This is a genomic window from Pseudomonas sp. GW821-FHT01C01 (assembly GCF_059422645.1).
On record NZ_JBWKXF010000001.1, the window covers coordinates 15,808 to 38,131 of the forward strand.

At 62.0% G+C, this 22,324-nt stretch carries 2 protein-coding genes; both read left to right on the forward strand.

From position 1 onward, the window contains the following. Window positions 1-192: 192 nt before the first annotated feature. Window positions 193-10,671: a peroxidase family protein gene (locus tag AC07XF_RS00080; RefSeq protein WP_495024878.1), complete on the forward strand. Its 10,479-nt coding sequence runs from the start codon at window positions 193-195 to the stop codon at window positions 10,669-10,671. Between the two features lie 991 nt (window positions 10,672-11,662). Beyond that, window positions 11,663-22,306, forward strand: coding sequence for a peroxidase family protein (locus AC07XF_RS00085; protein WP_495024879.1), 10,644 nt, complete (start codon window positions 11,663-11,665; stop codon window positions 22,304-22,306). The last annotated feature ends 18 nt before the right edge of the window (window positions 22,307-22,324 follow it).

Genomic DNA, 22,324 nt, shown 5'->3' on the forward strand with positions numbered 1-22,324 from the left:
TCGAATCCGCTCTGCCTGATCGCCCGGCGAGCAATCCATTTCGCGAATTCCAGGCGCGCATCCCGGGTCCCGGGTAACGCCCGCTCTCGCAAAAAAAACTAACCAACAAACTGCGCAAGCCAGCACTTGACTTGGCGCGGGAGGGTTTTCTCGTCCCGTGCCTTTACCCAAATAGATCGAGGGCATTCCAAAATGGCCAATTTCAACAAGTCGGACCTGGAGTTCATTCTCCAGCAGATTTTCATCGCGGAAGCGGATACTGCCGGCCAGTCGCTCGCCAGCCTGATACCGAACCCGGAATTTGCTTTCGGTCTGCGCACGGTCGACGGGACGTTTAACAACCTGAGACTGGGTCAGAGCGAGTTCGGCGCAGCCGACAACATTTTCCCGCGCTTGACCATTCCAGTCTTCCGCCCGGCTGAGGCGGGCACCTCTTACACCCAGACCAGCGGCCTGGTGATCGACTCGCAGCCACGCACCATCAGCAACCTGATCGTCGACAATACCGCCAATAACCCGGCGGCGGTCGCGGCCGCGTTCGATCCCGGTCTGGATGGCATCCTCGGCACGGTTGACGATGTCTTGAAGGACGGTGCACAGGTCGTTACTGGAACCCGTACCGACGGCACGACTTTCCAGACCTTTTTCATGCCTAACCAGTCGCCGGACGTGGGACTGTCCGCGCCGTTCAACTCGTGGATGACCTTCTTCGGTCAATTCTTCGACCATGGCCTCGATCTGGTGACCAAGGGCGGCAGCGGCACGGTGTTCATCCCGCTGCAGCCGGACGATCCGCTGTTCGTCCCGGGCAGCCCGACCAACTTCATGGTGTTGACGCGGGCCACCAATCTGCCCGGGGCCGATGGCATCCTCGGCACCGCCGACGACATCCACGAGGCTTCAAACACCACCACGCCATTCGTCGATCAGAACCAGACCTACAGCTCGCATCCCTCGCACCAGGTGTTCCTGCGCGCCTATGAACTCGATGCCGCCGGCAAGCCGGTGGCGACCGGCAAGCTGATTACCAACCGTGACCTGGGCGCCGATGGCGTGTTCGGCACTGCGGACGACGTCGAAATCGGCGGGATGGCCACCTGGAAAGTGGTGAAGGCGCAGGCGCGCGACATTCTTGGCATTGATCTCGACGATCTCGACGTCCTCGACCTGCCGCTGTTGGCGACCGACGCGTACGGCAACTTCATTCGGGGGGCGAACGGCTTTGCGCAGATCGTGACCACGACCGGCTTGGTCGAGGGTAATCCGCTGGCGCCGATCGACGCATCGCTGGCGATCCGCACCGGTCACCAGTTCCTCATCGACATCGCGCACAATGCCAGCCCGGTGGACAGCCAGACCGGTGCGCCACTGACAGCCGATGCCGACCTCGTTGCCGGCGGCCCGGTGGCCGCAGGCTCCTACGACAACGAGCTGCTCGACGCGCACTACATCGCCGGCGACGGCCGGGTCAACGAGAACATCGGCCTGACCACCGTCCACTCCATCTTCCACTCGGAGCACAACCGGCTGGTCCAGCAGACCAAAGACACGGTCCTCGCCTCAACGGCCGCCGGCGACCTGACGTTCCTGAACCAGTGGCTGCTGACGCCCGTCACGGCTGTTCCTGCTGATCTGTCGACCTTGAACTGGAACGGTGAGCGCCTGTTCCAGGCGGCGAAATTCGGCACCGAGATGCAGTATCAGCACCTGGTGTTCGAAGAGTTCGCGCGTACCATTCAACCGCAGGTCGATGCCTTCCTTGACTTCGATGACACAATCAATCCGTCGATCGTCGCCGAGTTCGCGCACACGGTCTTTCGCTTCGGCCACTCGATGCTGACCGAGACCATTGACCGGCTGGACCCCAACTTCGCCTCGAGCGAGATCGGCCTGATTCAGGCCTTCCTCAACCCGCTGGCGTTTGCGACCAGCGGCCCGACCCCGGAGCAGGCGGCCGGCGCCATCGTCCGCGGCTTGACGCGCCAGGTCGGCAACGAGATCGATGAGTTCGTCACCGAAGCGGTGCGCAACAACTTGCTGGGCCTACCGCTCGACCTGCCCGCCCTCAACATCGCGCGCGGCCGCGATACCGGCATCCCGTCCTTGAACGCGGCGCGCCGTGAATTCTATGCCGGCACCGGCGACAGCCAGCTGAAGCCCTACACCAGCTGGGCCGATTTGGTGCAACACCTGAAGCACCCGGAATCGCTGATCAACTTCATCGCCGCCTACGGCACGCACGCCTCCATTACCAGTGCCACCACGCTCGACGCGAAACGCGCAGCGGCCACGCTCCTGGTGTTGGGCGGCGTCGGTGAGCCGGTGGATCGCTTGGACTTCCTCCACAGCACCGGTGTCTGGGCGAACAACGCCGGGGCGGACGGTATTCCGAACACCGCAGACGACTTTACTATCTCCGGCGTTGATGACATCGACTTCTGGATCGGCGGCCTGGCCGAGGAAAAAATGCCGTTCGGCGGCATGCTCGGCTCGACCTTCAACTTCGTCTTCGAGGATCAGCTCGAGAAGCTGCAAAACGGCGACCGGCTCTACTACCTGCACCGCACCCAGGGACTCAACTTCCTGAGCGAGCTCGAGAACAACTCGTTCGCCAAGATGGTGATGCTCAACACCGACGCGACCCATCTCCCGGGCCAGATCTTCTCGACCCCGACCTTTACTCTCGAGGTCGACCCCACCAGGCAGTTCAACCGGAGCGTGATTGCCGGTCCGGACGGCATACTGGGCACCGCCGACGACCTGCCCGGCAATGCCGATCCCACTGGCGGCATCATCATCAACGGCGTCGTGATCACGCCGCTGGTCATCCGCGACAACCCCAACACGGTCGGTCCCGATACCAACTACCTGCAGTACACCGGCGAAGACCATGTCGTGCTCGGCGGCACCGCCGGCAATGACATTCTCGTCTCTGGCGACGGCGACGACACGCTTTGGGGCGACGCCGGTAATGATCGCCTCGAAGGCGGCTACGGCAATGACGAGATCGAGGGGGGAGATGGCGACGACATCATCACCGACATGGGCGGCGACGACGTCATCCACGGCGGGGCCGGCAACGACGTCATCCACGGCGGCAACGGCATCAATATCATCCTCGGCGGTGACGGCAACGAATTCATCGTCACCGGCGAGGACTTTTCGGAGGTCTTCGGCGGCGCCGGCAATGACTTCATGCTCGGCAGCCGGCTGAACGGACAAATGATGGGCGGCGATGGCGATGACTGGATCGAGGTCGGGACCCAGGACGGCGCCCCCGGCGACAATTTCGCCGGTAACCTGCCACTGGCTTTGCTGGCAGAGTTGACCGGCGGCAACGACGTCTTCAGCGGTGACGGCGGCTTCGATGAAATGATCGGTGAAGGCGGCGATGACATCTTCATCGGCAGTGAGTCCAAGGACAAGATGTTGGGCATGTCCGGTTTCGACTGGGCCACCTACAAGGATGATCATTACGGCGTGACTGTGGACATGAGCCGCATCACCTTCGAACAATCGGCCCTGTCGCCTTCAGTTGCAGGCGTGCAAGCCAAGTTCGCCCAGGTGGAAGGTCTGTCGGGGTCGGCGTTCAGCGACATGCTGACCGGCGATGATGCCGACGCGGTCGCGATCGCCACTGCCGGTGTCCCAGGCAGCGTGCTCACCAATATTGACCTCATCAACGGTCTGCGGGCGTTTCTTGGCGCGGCTGCAGCCGGCCCGGACGGTATCCTGGGCACGGCAGACGATCAGTTCGGCGCGGGCAACATCCTCCTCGGCGGTGGTGGCAGCGACATCATCGAAGGCCGCGGCGGTGACGACCTGATCGACGGTGACATGTGGCTGAATGTGCGCATCAGCGTGCGCCAGAACCTTGACGGAACCGGGCCGGAGATTGCCACCTTCGACAGCATGGAACCCATGATCCCGTTCATGCTCGATGGCACCTTCAACCCCGGTCAGTTGGTCATCGTCCGCGAGGTCCTGACGGATGCCCCCGCCTTTGACACGGCGTTGTTCACTGGCAACCGGCTCGACTATACAGTCACCACTGTGGGCGGCGTGACCACCGTGGCCGACAGCGTCGTCGGGCGCGACGGCACCGATCGCCTGACCAATATCGAGCGGCTGCAGTTCAACGATCAGTCGCTCACCCTGCCAGGCGGGGTCGGGCTCAACAACGACCCGCTGGGCTTGCTGACCATACTCGATGCTGCCAGCAACACCCCGGACGCTACGCCGACCACGGGTCAGTTGCTGAGGGTATCGGCTGCCGACGTGACCGATGCCGACAACGCCGGCGGTGCCATCACCGGACCGATCGCCTTCTACTGGCAGTTCGAAGCAGTCCCGGGTACGGGCGTCTTTCAGGACATCACCCGTATTGCGGACGGAGGCGCAGCATTGGCGCATATAACCGGGCCGACCTTCAGGGTGACCCCGGATCTCGCCGGGCTGGAATTGCGCGTCAGGGCCGTCTACAAGGATCAAAATGGTGTGCTTGAGACTGCGTTCTCTGCTCCAACCGCAGCGGTCGTAGCCGGCGTTGCTCCGCCACCGGCAGCCCCGTTGCCGGTCGAGACTCCGGTCGCCAGCACCGGTGTGCACTATATCCGGGCCGATCTGCAGTTCATTCTCGACCAGATTCTGATCTCGGAAAGGAATGCAGCCGGTGAGGATCTCCTCAGCATGCTGCCGAATGCACGGTTGCCTTTGGGCCTGCGCACGGTCGACGGGTCGTTCAACAACCTGGTGGCGGGTCAGAACGAGTTCGGTGCAGCCGACACGGTCTTCCCGCGGCTGGTTCCGGCGCAGTTCGATACGGCGGAGGCGGGCACCTCTTACGCCCAGACCAGCGGCCTGGTGATCGACTCGCAGCCACGGACCATCAGCAATCTGATCGCCGACAACACCGCCAACAACCCGGCAGCGGTCGCGGCCACGTTCGATCCCGGTCCGGATGGCATCCTCGGCACGGTTGACGATGTCTTGAAGGACGGTGCGCAGGTCATTACTGGAACCCGTACCGACGGCACGACTTTCCAGACCTTTTTCATGCCTAACCAGTCGCCGGACGTGGGTCTGTCCGCACCGTTCAATCCCTGGATGACCTTCTTCGGTCAGTTCTTCGACCACGGCCTCGACCTGGTGACCAAGGGCGGCAGCGGCACGGTGTTCATCCCGCTGCAGCCGGACGACCCGCTGTTCGTTCCGGGCAGCCCGACCAACTTCATGGTGATGACGCGGGCCACCAACCTGCCCGGGCCTGATGGCATCCTGGGCACCGCCGACGACATCCACGAGGCTTCAAACACCACTACGCCATTCGTTGACCAGAACCAGACCTATACCTCGCACCCTTCGCACCAGGTGTTCCTGCGCGCCTACGAGTTCAATGCCGCCGGCGACCCGGTGGCGACCGGCAAGCTGATCACCAACCGTGACCTGGGCGCCGATGGCCTGTTCGGCACTGCGGACGACGTCGAAATCGGTGGGATGGCCACCTGGAAAGTGGTGAAGGCGCAGGCGCGCGATCTGCTTGGCATTAATCTTACCGATGCCGACTTCGACAACGTGCCGCTGCTTGCTACCGACGCCTACGGCAATTTCATCAAGGGTCCGAACGGCTTCCCGATGGTCATGATGAGGGGTGCGGATGGTATTGCTGATACCGCCGATGATGTTCTCGTCGAGGGTAATCCTGCTGCGCCAATCAGCCTGGTCAATGCCGTGCGCACCGGCCACCAGTTCCTCATCGATATCGCCCACAACGCCGTTCCCGTGGACAGCCAGACCGGTGCGCCACTGACGGCCGATGCCGACCTCGTTGCCGGCGGCCCGGTGGCCGCAGGCTTCTACGACAACGAACTGCTTGACGCGCACTACATCGCCGGCGACGGCCGGGTCAACGAGAACATCGGCCTGACCACCGTCCACGCGATTTTCCACTCGGAGCACAACCGTCTGGTCCAGCACACCAAGGATGTGGCCATCGCCTCCAACGATGTCAACTTCCTGAACCAGTGGCTGATGCCTGATGCCCAATTGTTGGTGTTGCCAACAACCGCGGCTGAGATCGCTGCCCTGCACTGGAACGGAGAGCGCCTGTTCCAGGCGGCGAGATTCGGTACCGAGATGCAGTACCAGCACCTGGTGTTCGAAGAGTTCGCGCGTACCATTCAGCCGAACATCGATCCGTTCCTTGGCGAACACCAGAATTATCAAACCGAGATCGACCCGGCGATCGTCGCCGAGTTCGCGCACGCGGTCTACCGCCTCGGCCACTCGATGCTGACCGAGACCATCGACCGGCTGGACCCCAACTTCGCCTCCAGCGAGATCGGCCTGATTCAGGCCTTCCTCAATCCGCTGGCGTTTGCGGCCAGCGGCCCGACACCGGAGCAGGCGGCCGGTGCCATCGTCCGTGGCTTGACGCGCCAGGTCGGCAACGAGATCGATGAGTTCGTCACCGAAGCGGTGCGCAACAACTTGCTGGGCCTGCCGCTCGACCTGCCCGCCATCAACATCGCGCGCGGCCGTGATACCGGGCTTCCGACCCTGAACGAGGCGCGTCGTGAGTTCTACACCGCGTCCGGCGACAGCAACCTGAAGCCCTACCTCAGCTGGGCCGATTTGGTGCAACACCTGAAGCACCCGGAATCGCTGATCAACTTCATCGCCGCCTATGGCACGCACGCCTCCATTACCAGTGCCACCACGCTCGACGGGAAGCGCGCCGCGGCCTCGCTCCTGGTGTTGGGCGGTGCCGGCGAGCCGGCGGACCGGCTGGACTTCCTCAATAGCACCGGCGCCTGGGCGAGTGGCCCGACCGGCGTCACCATTACCGGTCTGGACAACATCGACCTCTGGATCGGCGGCCTCGCCGAGGAAAAAATGCCGTTTGGCGGCATGCTCGGCTCGACCTTCAACTTCGTGTTCGAGAACCAGATGGAGAAGCTGCAGAACGCCGACCGTTTCTACTACCTGGAACGCAACGCGGGGCTTAACTTCGTCACCGAGTTGGAGAACAACTCGTTCGCGAGACTGGTGATGGCCAATACCGATGCGACCCACCTGCCAGCCGTCATGTTCTTGACTCCGGCCTTTACCCTGGAGGTCGACCCGACCAGGCAGTTCAACGAGAGCGTGATTGCCGGGCCGGATGGCATCGTGGGCACCGTCGACGACCTGCCCGGTAATACCGATCCTGTCGGCGGCATCCTCCTCACGCCGCTGGTCATTCGGGACAACCCCAACACGGTCGGTCCCGATACCAACTACCTGCAGTACACCGGCGAAGACCATGTGGTGCTCGGTGGCTCGGCCGTCAATGACATTCTCGTTTCTGGCGACGGCGACGACACGCTCTATGGCGACGGTAGCAATGACCGCCTCGAAGGTGGCTACGGCAACGACTTCATCGTCGGGGGCGACGGCGACGACATCATCACCGACATGGGCGGCGACGACACCATTCATGGCGGCGACGGCAACGACGTCATCCACAGTGGCAACGGCGTGAATCTGAACCTCGGCGGCTTCGGCAAGGACTTCGTCGTCACCGGTGAGGACTCCTCGGAGGTCTTCGGTGGCGCAGGCGACGACTTCATCATGGGCAGCATGGCCGATGAACAGCTGATGGGTAACGAAGGTGACGACTGGATCGAGAAGGGAACCGCCGATGGTGCTCCCGGTGACAATTTCGACCCGAACGGGCTCGACCTGATACGCGGTAACGACATCTTCACCGGCACGGGCGGGCCCGACAGATTCATGGCCGAAGGTGGCGACGACATCATGTTCGGCAACGGCGGCGCGGGGGACCGCTACCTGGGTGGCTCCGGTTACGACTGGGCCGGTTTCAAGGACGACCCGTTCGGCGTGTCCGTCGACCTGGGCCTCGCCGAGATCGCTCTCGCGCCGCCACTGCCGGAGTTGGCCGCAACCGTGGCTCGGTTCCAACTGGTGGAAGGTCTGGCGGGGTCGCACTTCAGCGACATCCTGCGTGGCGATGATGCCGATGCCACCGTGATCGCGGCTGCCGGTGCTCAGGGCAGCGTGCTCACCAACTTCGACCTGGTCAACGGCCTGCGCTCGTTCGTCGGCACCGCAGCTGCCGGCCCGGACGGCATTGTGGGCACGGCAGACGATCAGTTCGGTGCCGGCAACATCGTCCTCGGCGGCGGCGGCGGCGACATCATCGAAGGTGGTGGTGGCGATGACCTGGTCGACGGTGACAAGTGGCTCAACGTACGTATCAGCGTGCGGCAGAACATCGATGGCACAGGTCCGGAGATCGCAACGTTCGACAGCATGGTCCCGTTGGTGCCGCTCATGCTCAACGGCACTTACAACCCCGGTCAACTCGTCGCCGTCCGTGAGATCCTGATGGATGCGCCTGACCCCCTTAACCCTGGCCATTCCTTCGACACGGCCCTGTACACCGGCCTTCTGGCCGACTACACCGTCACCGCTAACGTCGACGGCACGATCACCGTGGCCGACAGCGTCGTCGGTCGGGACGGTACTGACAGGCTCAGCAGTATCGAGCGGCTGCAGTTCGCCGATCAGTCGCGGGTTCTCGTCAATGGCTTGAACGCCGAGCCGGTGGGCTTGCTGAGAGTCAGCGATGGCACGCCGGCCGTTGGCCAGGTGTTGACGGTGTTGGCCGACACCGTCAGCGATGCGGACAATGTCACTGCAGGCGGTGCGATCACCGGTCCCATCGCCTTCGTATGGCAGGTCGAAACGAACCCGGGCACCGGTATCTTCGACGACATTGGTATTGCGCTCGGAGGTGGACTAGGAACCGCAACCGGCTCGACCTTCACGGTGACTGCGGCTGAGTTGGGACTGGCGCTGCGCGTCAGGGCCATCTATCAGGACGGCCACGGCGTGCTGGAAAGCATATTCTCGGCGCCGACCGCGCCAACTGCGCCGCTCGGCGGCAGCCCCGTCAACCTCTTGCCGGTTGGCACGGTGCTGATCAGCGATACGAGCCCGACGGAAGGCTCGGCCTTGACCGCCACGGATGCGTTCACCGACGCCAACGGAATTGGGGTGGTCACGCACCAGTGGCAAGTAGGGGGTATCGGCGTGTCCTTCACGGACATTGCCGGTGCGACGGGCTTGACCTTCACGCCGACCCAGGCGCAGGTCGGATTGAGCCTTCGCGTTGTCGCGAGTTTCACCGATGGCCTCGGCACGCTGGAGCAGGTCTTCTCAGCGCCAACGACTGTGGTCGGCGAAGTGTTTGTCGGTACCGCCGGTGTCGACATATGGACCGGCACGGCAGGTGACGACGTGGCCAGCGGAGGTGATGGCAACGACATCCTGAACGGCTTGGGCGGCAACGACATCCTCAATGGTGACGCGGGCAATGACGTTCTCATCGGCGGTCTTGGTGCTGACACGATGGCCGGCGGTATTGGCAACGATATCTACGAAGTCACCGACGCTGGGGACGTGGTGACCGAGCTCGCCGGTGCCGGCAGCGACGAGGTCTGGACCTCGCTTGCGAGCTACACCCTGAGTGCCGACGTCGAGAACCTGTTTTTCGGCGGCAGCGGCAACTTCGCGGGCAGCGGTAACGTGCTCGACAACACGATCGTGGGCGGTGCGGGTAACGACATAATCAGCGGTGCCGGAGGTGCCGACACGATGGTCGGCGGTGGTGGCAACGATATCTACGAAGTCACCGACCTTGGGGACCAGGTGATCGAGTTCGCCGGTGGTGGTGGCGACACGGTCTGGACCTCGCTCGCGAGCTACTCCCTGGGTGCCGACGTCGAGAATCTGTTTTTCGGCGGCAGCGGCAACTTTGCGGGCAACGGCAACGCGCTGGCCAACTCGATGGCGGGCGGTGCGGGTAACGACGTCCTCATCGGTGGCGCAGGTGCCGATACGATGGCCGGCGGTGGCGGCAGCGATATCTATGAAGTCACCGACCTTGGGGATCAGGCGGTCGAACTCGCCGGTGCCGGTAGCGACACGGTCTGGACCTCGCTCGCGAGCTACACCCTGAGTGCCAACGTCGAGAATCTGTTTTTCGGCGGCAGCGGCAACTTCGCGGGCAGCGGCAACGAGCTGGCCAACATGCTCGTGAGCGGTGCGGGTAACGACATCCTCATCGGCAACGGCGGTGCTGACACGATGGTCGGCGGTGCCGGCAGCGATATCTACGAAGTCACCGACCTCGGGGACGTGGTAGGCGAGAACGCCGGTGCCGGCAGCGACACGATCTGGACCTCGCTCGCGAGCTACACACTGGATGCCAACGTCGAGAACCTGTTTTTCGGCGGCAACGGCAACTTTGTGGGCACTGGCAACGGGCTGGCCAACACGATCGTGGGGGGTGCAGGTAATGACTTCATCGTCGGCGCTGGGGGGAACGACGTGATGAGTGGTGGCGTGGCCGGTAACGATACGTTCGTGTTTGGTGCCGCGGGTTTCGGCAACGACACGATCCTGAACTTCTCAGCCAATCCGGCCGCAGGACAGGACTTGCTCGATCTCAGGCCGATGGGGATCACCAGCGCGACGTTCGCTCCCAGCCTGACCATAACGGCTAGCGGGGCGGACACGGTGGTCGGGATCGGAGCGGACTCCATCCGCCTTGTGGGTGTCAGCAGCGCGACCGTTGATCAGACGGACTTCATTCTGGCCACTTGAGGTACTGGTCAGTACTGTCGCAGGGAGCGTGGACAGCGGAGGGGAGGGCAGTGGATGCCCTCCCATTCTCCTTCCACTCAATTGCCTCATGAATGCATTCGGTGTGGGAATTCAGGGGGGGCTGAATCGACCTGGGTTTTGCAGCGATAGCGATGATCATGGCGTTGCGAACTGCTCTCGCGCTTTGCGGGTCGAGGCAACGATTTCCTTGCGAGTTCGTTCTTTCTCGACTGCTCGGGACAGGACTGGCGCTCCCACACATTGAGCGATGACGGCCCATGCCGCATCAGGGCTACCGAGACGATCGGCCCAGGCTTTCTGTATTTGCTTCAGGCCTTTTTCGACGGCCACCTGTACCTCCGGTTCGGCGCGCGCAATCTCTCCACCCAAGGCTGGAAGGACACAACCTTCTTCTGGATGAAGGACATGAAAGGTACTTAGGTAGTTACGCGCGGCGACGTTATTCCTTTGTTAATTGCACTCCGGCAGTTAGACATAACATTTCGCTCTATACCCGCACTCAACTTTCTATATGTCGTTTAAAAACAGCTAGTTGTGCGACCTAACACCGGTCGTCAGTTTTAATGACGTAAAATTGACAAAGCTTTGCTATGGAACTTTAGTCTTAGTTATCGGGGGGGCCTACCGTCTGATGCCTGCCATCGTTTTGGCAACGCAAGGCCCGGTGAATCTCCTGAGAGGAGCAGAGTTATGTCGACCATTTCGTGCTTTTACAGAGGGAAGGGGCTGACCAGGACGTTCGCCTTCACTTCCAGATTCCATGACCCGCCCAGGGCTCGGATTCGCTCTGCCCGAGCGCCCGGCGAGTAATTCATTTCACGAATTCCAGGCGCGCATCCCGGGTCCCGGGTAACGCCAGAGCTCTCGCTAAAAAACATAACCAACAAACTGCGCAAGCCAGCACTTGACTTGGCGCGGGAGGATTTTCTCGTCCCGTGCCTTTACCCAAATAGATCGAGGGCAATCCAAAATGGCCAATTTCAACAAGTCGGACCTGGAGTTCATCCTGAAGCAAATCTTTATTGCAGAAGCGAATGCCAACGGCAGCAGCCTCATTGATTTGCTTCCCAACGCTCAGGTGCCGTTCGGCCTGCGTACCGTCGATGGCAGCTTCAACAACCTGGTCACCGGCCAGAGCGAGTTTGGCGCTGCGGACAATGCCTTCCCGCGCCTGCTTGATCCTTCCTTTCTATCGCCGGCATACGCCGGGACAGGGACGGTGGTCGACCCGCAACCACGGATTATCAGTAACCTGATCGTCGACCAGACCGCCAACAATCCGGCGGCCTATGCCGCAGCTTTCAATCCGGGCCTGGACGGTGTGCTCAACTTCGGCGTAGTCGGTGCGGGTAATGACGACGTACTCAAGGATGGCGTACAGATTGTCACCAGCCCCGGGCTGGATGGCGTGTTCGGCACGGCCGATGACAAGGACGTGTTCTTCATGCCCAACGTGTCGCCGGATGTCGGCCTGACCGCCAGTTTCAACTCGTGGATGACCTTCTTCGGCCAGTTCTTCGACCACGGTCTCGACCTGGTCACCAAGAGCGCTACCGACGTCGTGTTTATTCCACTGCAGCCGGACGATCCGTTGTTCGTACCGGGCAGCCCGACCAACTTCATGGTGCTGTCACGTGCGGTGCGTACCGCCGGCGCGGACGGAGTAATTGGTACTGCCGATGATGGCCAGCCCAACACCACCTCGCCGTTCGTCGACCAGAGTCAGACCTACAGCTCGCACCCTTCGCATCAGGTATTCCTGCGCGAGTACGTCCTCAACGCGGCAGGCGATCCTGTTGCAACGGGACGCTTGATTACCAACCGCGATCTCGGCGCCGATGGCCGGTTTGGCACTGCCGATGATGGCAACGGCGAAAATGGCGGCATGGCGACCTGGAAAGTGGTCAAGGCCCAGGCCCGTGACATTCTCGGCATCGACCTGACTGACGCCGATGTACACAACGTGCCGTTGCTGGCAACCGATGCGTACGGCAACTTCATCCGCGGGCCGAACGGCATGCCGCAGGTGGTGATTCGTATCAGTAACGGAGCTGACGGCATTGCCGGGACGGCTGATGACGTCACTCAACTGGTCGAAGGTAACCGGGCTGCTCCGATCAGCCTGACCAACGCCGTGAGTACCGGGCATGGCTTCCTCGACGACATCGCTCACAATGCCGCACCGGTCATCGTCGGTGGGGTTCTGCAGGCGGATGCCGACATCGCTGTTGGCAATGCGCAGCCTGTTGGCCCAGGCGGCAACAACCTGACCTATGACAACGAACTGCTCGACGCCCACTACATTGCCGGCGACGGCCGGGTCAACGAGAACATCGGCCTGACCACCGTGCACCATGTGTTCCATTCCGAGCACAACCGCCTGGTTCAACAGTCCAAGGACACCATCCTGGCCTCCGGCGACCTGGTCTTCCTCAATGAGTGGCTGGTTGACGACGTGGCCGCTATACCGACTACCCCCGCCGGGATCGCGGCGTTGGTGTGGGACGGCGAACGCCTGTTCCAGGCTGCCAAGTTCGGCACCGAAATGCAGTACCAACATCTGGTGTTCGAAGAGTTCGCGCGGACCATTCAGCCGCAGGTCGACGAATTCCTTGCGCCTAATGGGTATGACACCTCGATCAACCCGGCAATCCTCGCCGAGTTCGCCCACGTGGTGTACCGCTTCGGTCACTCGATGTTGACCGAGACCGTCGATCGCTTCGATCCCGCGTTCAATCCGCTCCTCACTAACCCGGCCAACCCGGACTCGCAACTGGGGCTGATCGCGGCCTTCCTCAATCCGCTGGCGTTTGCCGGCAGCGGGGTGACGGCGGACCAAGCGGCAGGGGCAATCGTTCGCGGTGTTACCCGCCAGGTCGGCAACGAGATCGATGAGTTCGTCACCGAAGCGTTGCGCAATAATCTGCTCGGTCTGCCGCTCGATTTGCCGGCCCTGAACCTGGCGCGTGGTCGCGACACCGGCATCCCCACCTTGAATGAGGCGCGCCGTGAGTTCTACGCATCGACCGGCGACAGCCAACTCAAGCCGTACATCAGCTGGGCTGACCTGGCGGACAGCCTCAAGCACCCCGAGTCGCTGGTCAACTTCATCGCGGCCTTTGGCACGCATAGCTCGATCACGTCGGCGACCACACTGGCAGACAAGCGTGCTGCAGCCCTGGCGCTGGTATTAGGTGGTGCGGGTTCGCCAGCTGACCGCCTGGACTTCCTCAACAGCACCGGTGCCTATGCCAACGTAACGACGGCCGGTAAAGATGGGGTACTGGGTACTGCAGATGACTTGACAGGTGTGACGGTCACGGGCGTCGACGACATCGACTTCTGGGTCGGTGGCCTCGCCGAACAGAAGATGCCGTTCGGCGGCATGCTCGGCTCGACCTTCAACTTTGTGTTTGAAACCCAGATGGAGGCGTTGCAGAACGGCGACCGCTTCTACTACCTGTCGCGTACCGCGGGCCTGAACTTCGGCACCGAGTTGGAGAACAACTCCTTTGCCAAGCTGATCATGCTCAACACCGATGTCACCCACCTGGCGAACACGGTGTTCCTGACGCCGACATTCACCCTCGAGGTGAATCAGGCCAATCAGTTCACGGGACTTGGCGTGGATAGCCGCGCCGATCCGACGGGCGGCATCATGATCAACGGCGTGGAAGTCGTGCCGCTGGTGATTCGCGACAATCCCGACACCGTGGGGCCGGACACCAATTATCTGCAGTACACCGGTGAAGACCATATCGTCATGGGCGGCACCGCCGGCAATGACATCATCATCTCCGGTGACGGCGATGACACCCTTTACGGCGACGCCGGCAACGACCGCCTCGAAGGCGGTGCAGGGAACGATGCGGTACTGGGCGGCGCGGGTGATGACATCATCTCCGACTCGTTCGGTGACAACCGTCTGGAAGGTAATGCCGGTAACGATGTGATCGTGGTTGGCAGCATGCTTGCTGCTGGCAACCTGATCCTGGGTGGCGACGGCCAGGACTTCATCATCACCACCGAAGACATCAGCACCACCTTTGGCGGCCAGGGTGACGACTTCATCCTCGGTGCCAAGACCAACCTGCCACCTACCGGCAACGAAGGCGATGACTGGATCGAGAAGGGCACCCAGGACGGTGCGCCAGGCGATAACTTCTCGCCGTTGCTCAATGACGATGTGATCGGCAACGACATCTTTGTCGGTGGTGGCGGTTTCGACGAAATGATCGGCGAGGGTGGCGACGACATCTTCGTCGGCAGCGATGCCCAGGACAAGATGGACGGCATGTCCGGCTTCGACTGGATCACCTACAAGAATGACAAGGTTGGCGTGACCGTTGACCTGAGCCTGGCCGCACTGGCGCAGCCGCACGGCAATGCACCAAACCAGAATGCCGGCGTGTTCAATCCGGTTGGCGCCTCGCCCGCCTCGATTCTTGACCGTTTTGCCGAGGTCGAAGGCTTGTCCGGCTCGAGTTTCGGCGATGTGCTCAAAGGCGACGATGTTGATGCTGTCACTATCATCAACCACGGCGGTACCACGGGCAGTGCGCTGACCAATGTGGCGTTGATCCGCGGCCTGGACCAGTTCCTGGCCGATGCCGGATTGCCGACCACCGGCTTTGCCACGGGCAACATCATCCTCGGCGGCAATGGCAGCGACCTGATCGAGGGCCGTGGTGGCGATGATCTGATCGATGGCGACAAATGGATCAACGTCAGGATTGCCGTTTATGCCCCCGGCGACGTCAACCACACCGGTCCCGAGATCGCCAGCTTCGACAGCATGGTCGATATGATTCCGTTCATGCTGGACCGCACCTATAACCCTGGTCAGCTCAAGGCCGTGCGGGAAATCATGCCCGGCACCTCGACTGGCGGGGCGGCCTTCGACACCGCCATTTTCTCCGGCATTGAGTCCGAATATACGGTTACCGTTGACAACCGCGGCACGGCCAGTGTGGCGGACGATGTGTGGACAGTGGCCGATAGCGTAGCGGGTCGCGATGGCACCGATACGCTGCTGCATATCGAACGCCTGCAGTTCGCGGATGGCCAGCAAGTGCTGGTGCCAGGGCAGAATGCACAACCGGTTGGCAGACCTACCGTTTCTGATGGAAACGGCGGGGCGATAACGGTGGGCGACACGCTGACGGTCAGCGTGGCCGGGGTGCGTGATGGCAACAACGTCGCACCGGGTAATCCGCAAGGGTTCATCACCAACTCCTCGGTGTCCTATGTCTGGCAGTTCGAGGCTAATCCAGGCACTGGCGTATTCGAAGACATTATCCTGTTGCCGGCTGGCGACCTGGCGTTCCAAAGCGCCGATGGCACCGCGTTCAAGGTCTCACCTGACCTCGCCGGGTTGTCGTTGCGGGTCAAGGCGATCTATCAGGACGGTCACGGCACCACGGAGATCCTGTTCTCCACGCCGACGGCTACCGTAGTCGCCGGTGCACCGGTCACGCCAACGCCGCTGGTACCTGTGGTCGATGCCACCGCGGGTGGCGCGGGTCTTCACATGGTCCGCTCCGACCTCAACTTCATTCTTGATCAGATCAAGATTGCCGAGGCTGATGCGGCCGGTCAGGACATCCTCTCGCTGATCCCGAATATCCGCGCGCCGTTGGGCCTGCGTGCGGTCGATGGGTCAAACAACAACCTGATGAACCTCAATGGCAACAACCACACCGAGTTTGGTGCTGCCGATAACGTCTTCCCGCGCTTGACCGATCCGGTCTTCAATCCGGCGGAAGGGGGAACGTCGTATACGCAGACCAGCGGCCTTGTGATTGACTCGCAGCCACGCACCATCAGTAACCTGATCGTCGATCAGACGGCGAACAACCCGGCGGCCTATGCCACGGCTTTCGACCCGGGCTTGAACGGTGTGCTCGACTTCGGCGCGGTGGGTAATGACGACGTACTCAAGGATGGCGTACAGATAGTCGCCAGCCCCGGCCTGGATGGTCAGTTCGGTACTGCCGATGATCACGATGTGTACTTTTTCGAGAACACCACGGCGGACGCGGGGTTGTCTGCGCCGTTCAACGCCTGGATGACCTTCTTCGGGCAGTTCTTCGATCATGGCCTGGACCTGGTCACCAAAGGTGGTTCGGGCACCGTATTCATCCCGTTACAACCGGATGATCCGTTGTTCGTACCGGGTAGCCCGACGAACTTCATGGTGCTGACCCGCGCGACCAACCTGCCAGGGCCGGATGGCGTTCTCGGTACGGCCGACGATATCCATGAGCAAACCAACACCACCACGCCGTTCGTGGACCAGAACCAGACCTACAGCTCGCACCCGTCGCACCAGGTGTTCCTGCGCGGGTATCAGATGACCGACAGCGGCCCCGTAGCGACCGGCAGGCTGATCACCAACCGTGATCTGGGTGTGGATGGCCAGTTTGGTACCGCGGACGACGTCGAAATCGGTGGCATGGCGACCTGGAAAGTGGTCAAGGCACAGGCCCGCGACATTCTGGGTATCAACCTTACCGATGCCGATGTCGATAATGCCCCGCTATTGGCGACTGACGCCTATGGCAATTTCATCAAGGGGCCGAACGGCTTCCCAATGGTGGTGATGAAGGGGGTAGACGGTCTTGGTGGCACGGCTGATGACGTTCTTGTCGAAGGCAATCCGCTTGCTCCCGTTGACCTGACCAATGCTGTGCGCACCGGTCACCAGTTCCTCGTCGACATCGCCCACAATGCAACGCCGGTAATCGTCGGCGGGGTTCTGCAGGCGGACGCCGACACCGCTGTTGGCAATGCGCAGCCTGTTGACGGGGCCGGCAACAACCTGACCTATGACAACGAACTGCTCGACGCTCACTACATCGCCGGCGACGGCCGGGTCAACGAGAACATCGGCCTGACCGCGGTGCATGCGATCTTCCACTCCGAGCACAACCGCCTGGTCCAGCAGACCAAGGACACCGTGCTCGATTCGGGTGACGTGGCCTTCCTCAACGAGTGGCTGCTCAATCCGGTGGCCGCATTGCCAACCACTCAGGCCGAGTTCGATGCGCTGCTGTGGAATGGCGAGCGCTTGTTCCAGGCCGCCAAGTTCGGCACCGAAATGCAGTATCAGCACCTGGTGTTCGAGGAGTTTGCGCGGACCATCCAGCCTAGAGTCGACCTGTTCTTCGCTCCGACCCAGGTCTACGACGTCGACCTTGATGCATCGATCGTCGCCGAGTTCGCCCATACCGTGTACCGGTTTGGCCACTCGATGCTGACCGAGACCGTCGATCGCTTCGATATTGATTTCAACGTGGTAGGCGACGGCAATCCGAATGCCCTGGGCAATCAACAGACCGGCCTGATCGCGGCATTCCTCAACCCGTTGGCGTACGCCGCCAGTGGCGTGTCGCCAGAGGATGCGACCAGTGCGATCATACGTGGGGTGACCCGGCAAGCCGGTAACGAAATCGACGAGTTCGTCACCGATGCGCTGCGCAGTAACCTGCTCGGCTTGCCGCTCGACCTGCCGGCGCTCAACATCGCCCGTGGCCGCGACGTGGGGATTCCCTCACTCAACGCGATTCGCCGCGACATCTACAGCCAAACCGGTGATACCCAACTCAAGCCGTACACCAGTTGGGTCGATCTGGTGCAGTACCTCAAACATCCGGAGTCGTTGATCAACTTCATCGCGGCCTATGGCACGCATGACACGATCACCGCGGCGACCACACTGGTAGACAAACGCGCTGCAGCACTGGCGCTGGTCTTAGGTGGTGCGGGTGCGCCGGCTGACCGCCTGGACTTCCTCAACAGCACCGGTGCCTATGCCAACGTAACGCTGGCCGGCAAGGATGGTGTGCTGGGCACTGCCGACGACCTGAAGGGTGTAACTGTCACTGGCGTCGATGCCATCGACCTCTGGATTGGTGGCCTGGCCGAAGCGAAAACCCCGTTCGGCGGCATGCTCGGCTCGACCTTCAACTTCGTGTTCGAGAACCAGCTGGAAAAACTGCAGGACGGCGACCGCTTCTACTACCTGGAGCGTACCTCTGGCCTGTCGATGAATGCCGAACTTGAAAGCAACTCGTTCGCCAAGCTGATCATGGCCAACACCTCGGCCACGCACTTGCCGGGCCTGGTGTTCTCGGACATGGCGTTCTATCTGGAAGTGGACCCGGGCAAGCAATTCAACGAGGGCCTGCTCGCGGCCGATCCGCTTGGCCCGACTGGCGAGCAGGTGGTATTCCGCGACAACCCGCTGACCGTGGGGCTGGATACCAACTACATCAAGTACACAGGTGAAGAGCACATCGTACTGGGTGGCACCGACAACGCAGACATCCTCCTCTCGGGCGATGGCGATGACACGGTCTGGGGTGATGGCGGCAACGATCGCATTGACGGCGGTAACGGCAACGACCAGCTGCGTGGTGGTGCCGGCGACGACATCATCACCGACACCGGCGGCGACGATAACATCCAGGGTGGCGACGGCAACGACGTGCTGCACGGAGGCAACGGCATCAACCTGATCATTGGCGGGTTCGGCAACGACTTCATCGTGACCGGTGAGGACGCCTCCGAGGCCATTGGTGGCCAGGGTAATGACTTCATCCTGGGCAGCAAAGCCAACGAACAGGACATGGGTAACGAAGGCGACGACTGGATCGAAAAGGGCACCTCGGACGGTGCGCCTGGCGACAACTTCGACCCGCTCGGCAACGACCCGGTAATCGGCAACGATGTATTCATCGGCGGCAACGAGAACGATAAGTTCAACGCTGAAGGCGGCGACGACATCATGGTCGGCAGTCTCGGCATGGGTGACCGCTATATCGGCGGCTCGGGCTATGACTGGGCGACCTTCAAGGATCTCGCCCAGGGTGTGACCGTCGATTACAGCGACCGCTTCTTCGATGTGCCAGTGCAGCCGGGTTCGGGGGCTTCGGCGCTGGTGCGTTTCGACATCATGGAAGGTCTGTCGGGTTCGTCCCACGGTGACTTCCTGCGCGGTGATAACGAAGATGCGACATCGCTACCCACCGCGGGTGCAACCGGCAGTGTGCTGACCAACATCAGCCTGATCGATGGCCTGGCGGGTCTGCTGCCTGTCGGAGCGACGTTCTTCGACGGTGGCAACATCATCCTTGGTGGCAGCGGCAGCGACCTCATCGAAGGCCGCGGTGGTGACGACATTATCGACGGTGACAAGTGGCTGAACGTACGCATCAGCGTACGGGCGAACGCTGATGGCACTGGCGCGGAAATCGCCACGTTCGACAGCATGGCGCCGATGGTTCAGGCGATGCTCAACGGTACTTACAATCCGGGTCAGCTGGTCATCGTGCGGGAGATTCTGACCGGTACTGACAGCTTCGACACCGCGGTGTTCTCCGGTAATGCGTCGGAGTACAGCGTCGCTGTCGATGGCAACGCCGTCATCGTGACCGATCTGGTGGCGGGCCGTGATGGCGTCGATCGCCTGACGGGCATCGAGCGTCTGCAGTTCGCAGACCAGGCGCAGGCGTCCGGGGTTGGCACCGCCTTGAACAGCGGTCCTGTGGGGCGTCTGGCAATCCTCGATGCTGCCACCGGTGCACGTACCGATGCATCTGTCGCCGGCCAACTGCTGCGCGTCAGCGACCAGTCGGTCCGCGACGTGGACAACGTGAGTGCGGCCAATCCGACCGGCGCGGTTACCGGTCCCGTGGCTTACTACTGGCAGGTCGAAAACGTTGCGGGCTCGGGTGTCTTTGAAGACATCACCTTTTTCGCCGCTGGCGAGGTGTCGCGGGCGACCGGCGCCACCTATCTGGTAGCGGACGATGTCGCCGGTCTGAACCTCCGCGTTCGGGCGGTGTATCAGGATGCCAAGGGTACGCTGGAGATCGTCGACTCGTCGGGGAACAACGCCCCGACTGCAGGGCCGACCATCCTCGGGGTTGCGTTTCCGGACCAGGTGTTGACCGCCGACACGTCGACCATCATCGACGTCGATGGCCTCAGCAATCCGCAGTTCACCTTCCAGTGGCAGGAAACCAACGGGGTTACCTTCGTCGACATCGTCGGAGCCACCGCCAGCACGTTCACGCTTGGCCTGGCTCAGGTCGGCGATCAGGTGCGCGTGGTGGTCAGTTACGTGGATGACTTCGGTGCGGCCGAAAGCATTGCGTCCGACGCTACGGCCCCGGTGGCCGCCGGTGATGTGTTTGTCGGTACTGCCGGCGTCGACATTTGGACCGGCACGGCAGGCGACGACATTGCCAGCGGAGGTGCTGGCAACGACATCCTGAACGGCTTGGGCGGCAACGACCTCCTCAATGGTGACGCAGGCAATGACGTTCTCATCGGCGGCAGCGGTGCCGACACGATGGCCGGCGGTGCCGGCAACGACATCTACGAAGTCACCGACGTTGGGGACGTGGTGACCGAGCTCGCCGGTGCCGGCAGCGACGAGGTCTGGACCTCGCTCGCGAGCTACACCCTGAGTGCCAACGTCGAGAACCTGTATTTCGGCGGCAGCGGCAACTTCGCGGGCACCGGTAACGTGCTCGGCAATAATATCGTGGGCGGTGCGGGTAATGACGTCCTCATCGGTGCCGGAGGTGCCGACGCGATGGCCGGCGGCGGCGGCAGCGATATCTACGAAGTCACCGACGCTGGGGACGTGGTGATCGAGCTCGCCGGTGCCGGCAACGACACGGTCTGGACCTCACTCGCAAGCTACACCCTGGGTGCCAACGTCGAGAATCTGTTTTTCGGCGGCAGCGGCAACTTCGCGGGCACCGGTAACGTGCTCGGCAATAATATCGCGGGCGGTGCGGGTAACGACGTCATCATCGGCGGTGGAGGTGCCGACACGATGGCCGGCGGTGACGGCAGCGATATCTACGAAGCCACCGACCTTGGGGACGTGGTGATCGAGCTCGCCGGTGCCGGCAGCGACACGGTCTGGACCTCGCTCGCGAGCTACAGCCTGGGTGCCAACGTCGAGAATATGTTTTTCGGCGGCAGCGGCAACTTTGTCGGCTCCGGCAACGAGCTGGCCAACACGCTCGTGGGCGGTGCGGGTAACGACGTCCTCATCGGTGGCGCGGGTGCCGACACGATGGCCGGCGGTGCTGGCAACGATATCTACGAAGTCACCGACCTTGGGGACGTGGTAGGCGAAAACGCCGGTGCCGGCAACGACACGGTCTGGACCTCGCTCGCAAGCTACACCCTGGGTGCCAACGTCGAAAATCTGTTTTTCGGCGGCAGTGGCAACTTCGCGGGCACCGGCAACGCACTCGGCAATAATATCGTGGGTGGTGCGGGTAACGACGTTCTCACCGGCGGTGGCGGTAACGACGTGATGAGTGGCGGCGTCGCCGGCAACGATACGTTCGTGTTTGCTGCCGCGGGTTTCGGCAACGACACGATCTTGAACTTCGGAGCCAATTTGGCCGCAGAGCAGGACTTGCTCAATCTCACGGGGCTGGGGATCACCAGCGCCACGTTCGCTCCCAGCCTGACCATAACGGCAGACGGGGCGGACACGGTGATCGGGATCGGAGCGGACTCCATCCGCCTTGTGGGTGTCAGCAGTGCGACTGTTGATCAGACGGACTTCATTCTGGCCACTTGAGGTCCTGGTCAGTACTGT

Coding starts and splice junctions, on each gene's coding strand:
- AC07XF_RS00080 (WP_495024878.1), top strand. CDS start 193: ATGGCCAATTTCAACAAGTCGGACCTGGAGTTCATTCTCCAGCAGATT.
- AC07XF_RS00085 (WP_495024879.1), top strand. CDS start 11,663: ATGGCCAATTTCAACAAGTCGGACCTGGAGTTCATCCTGAAGCAAATC.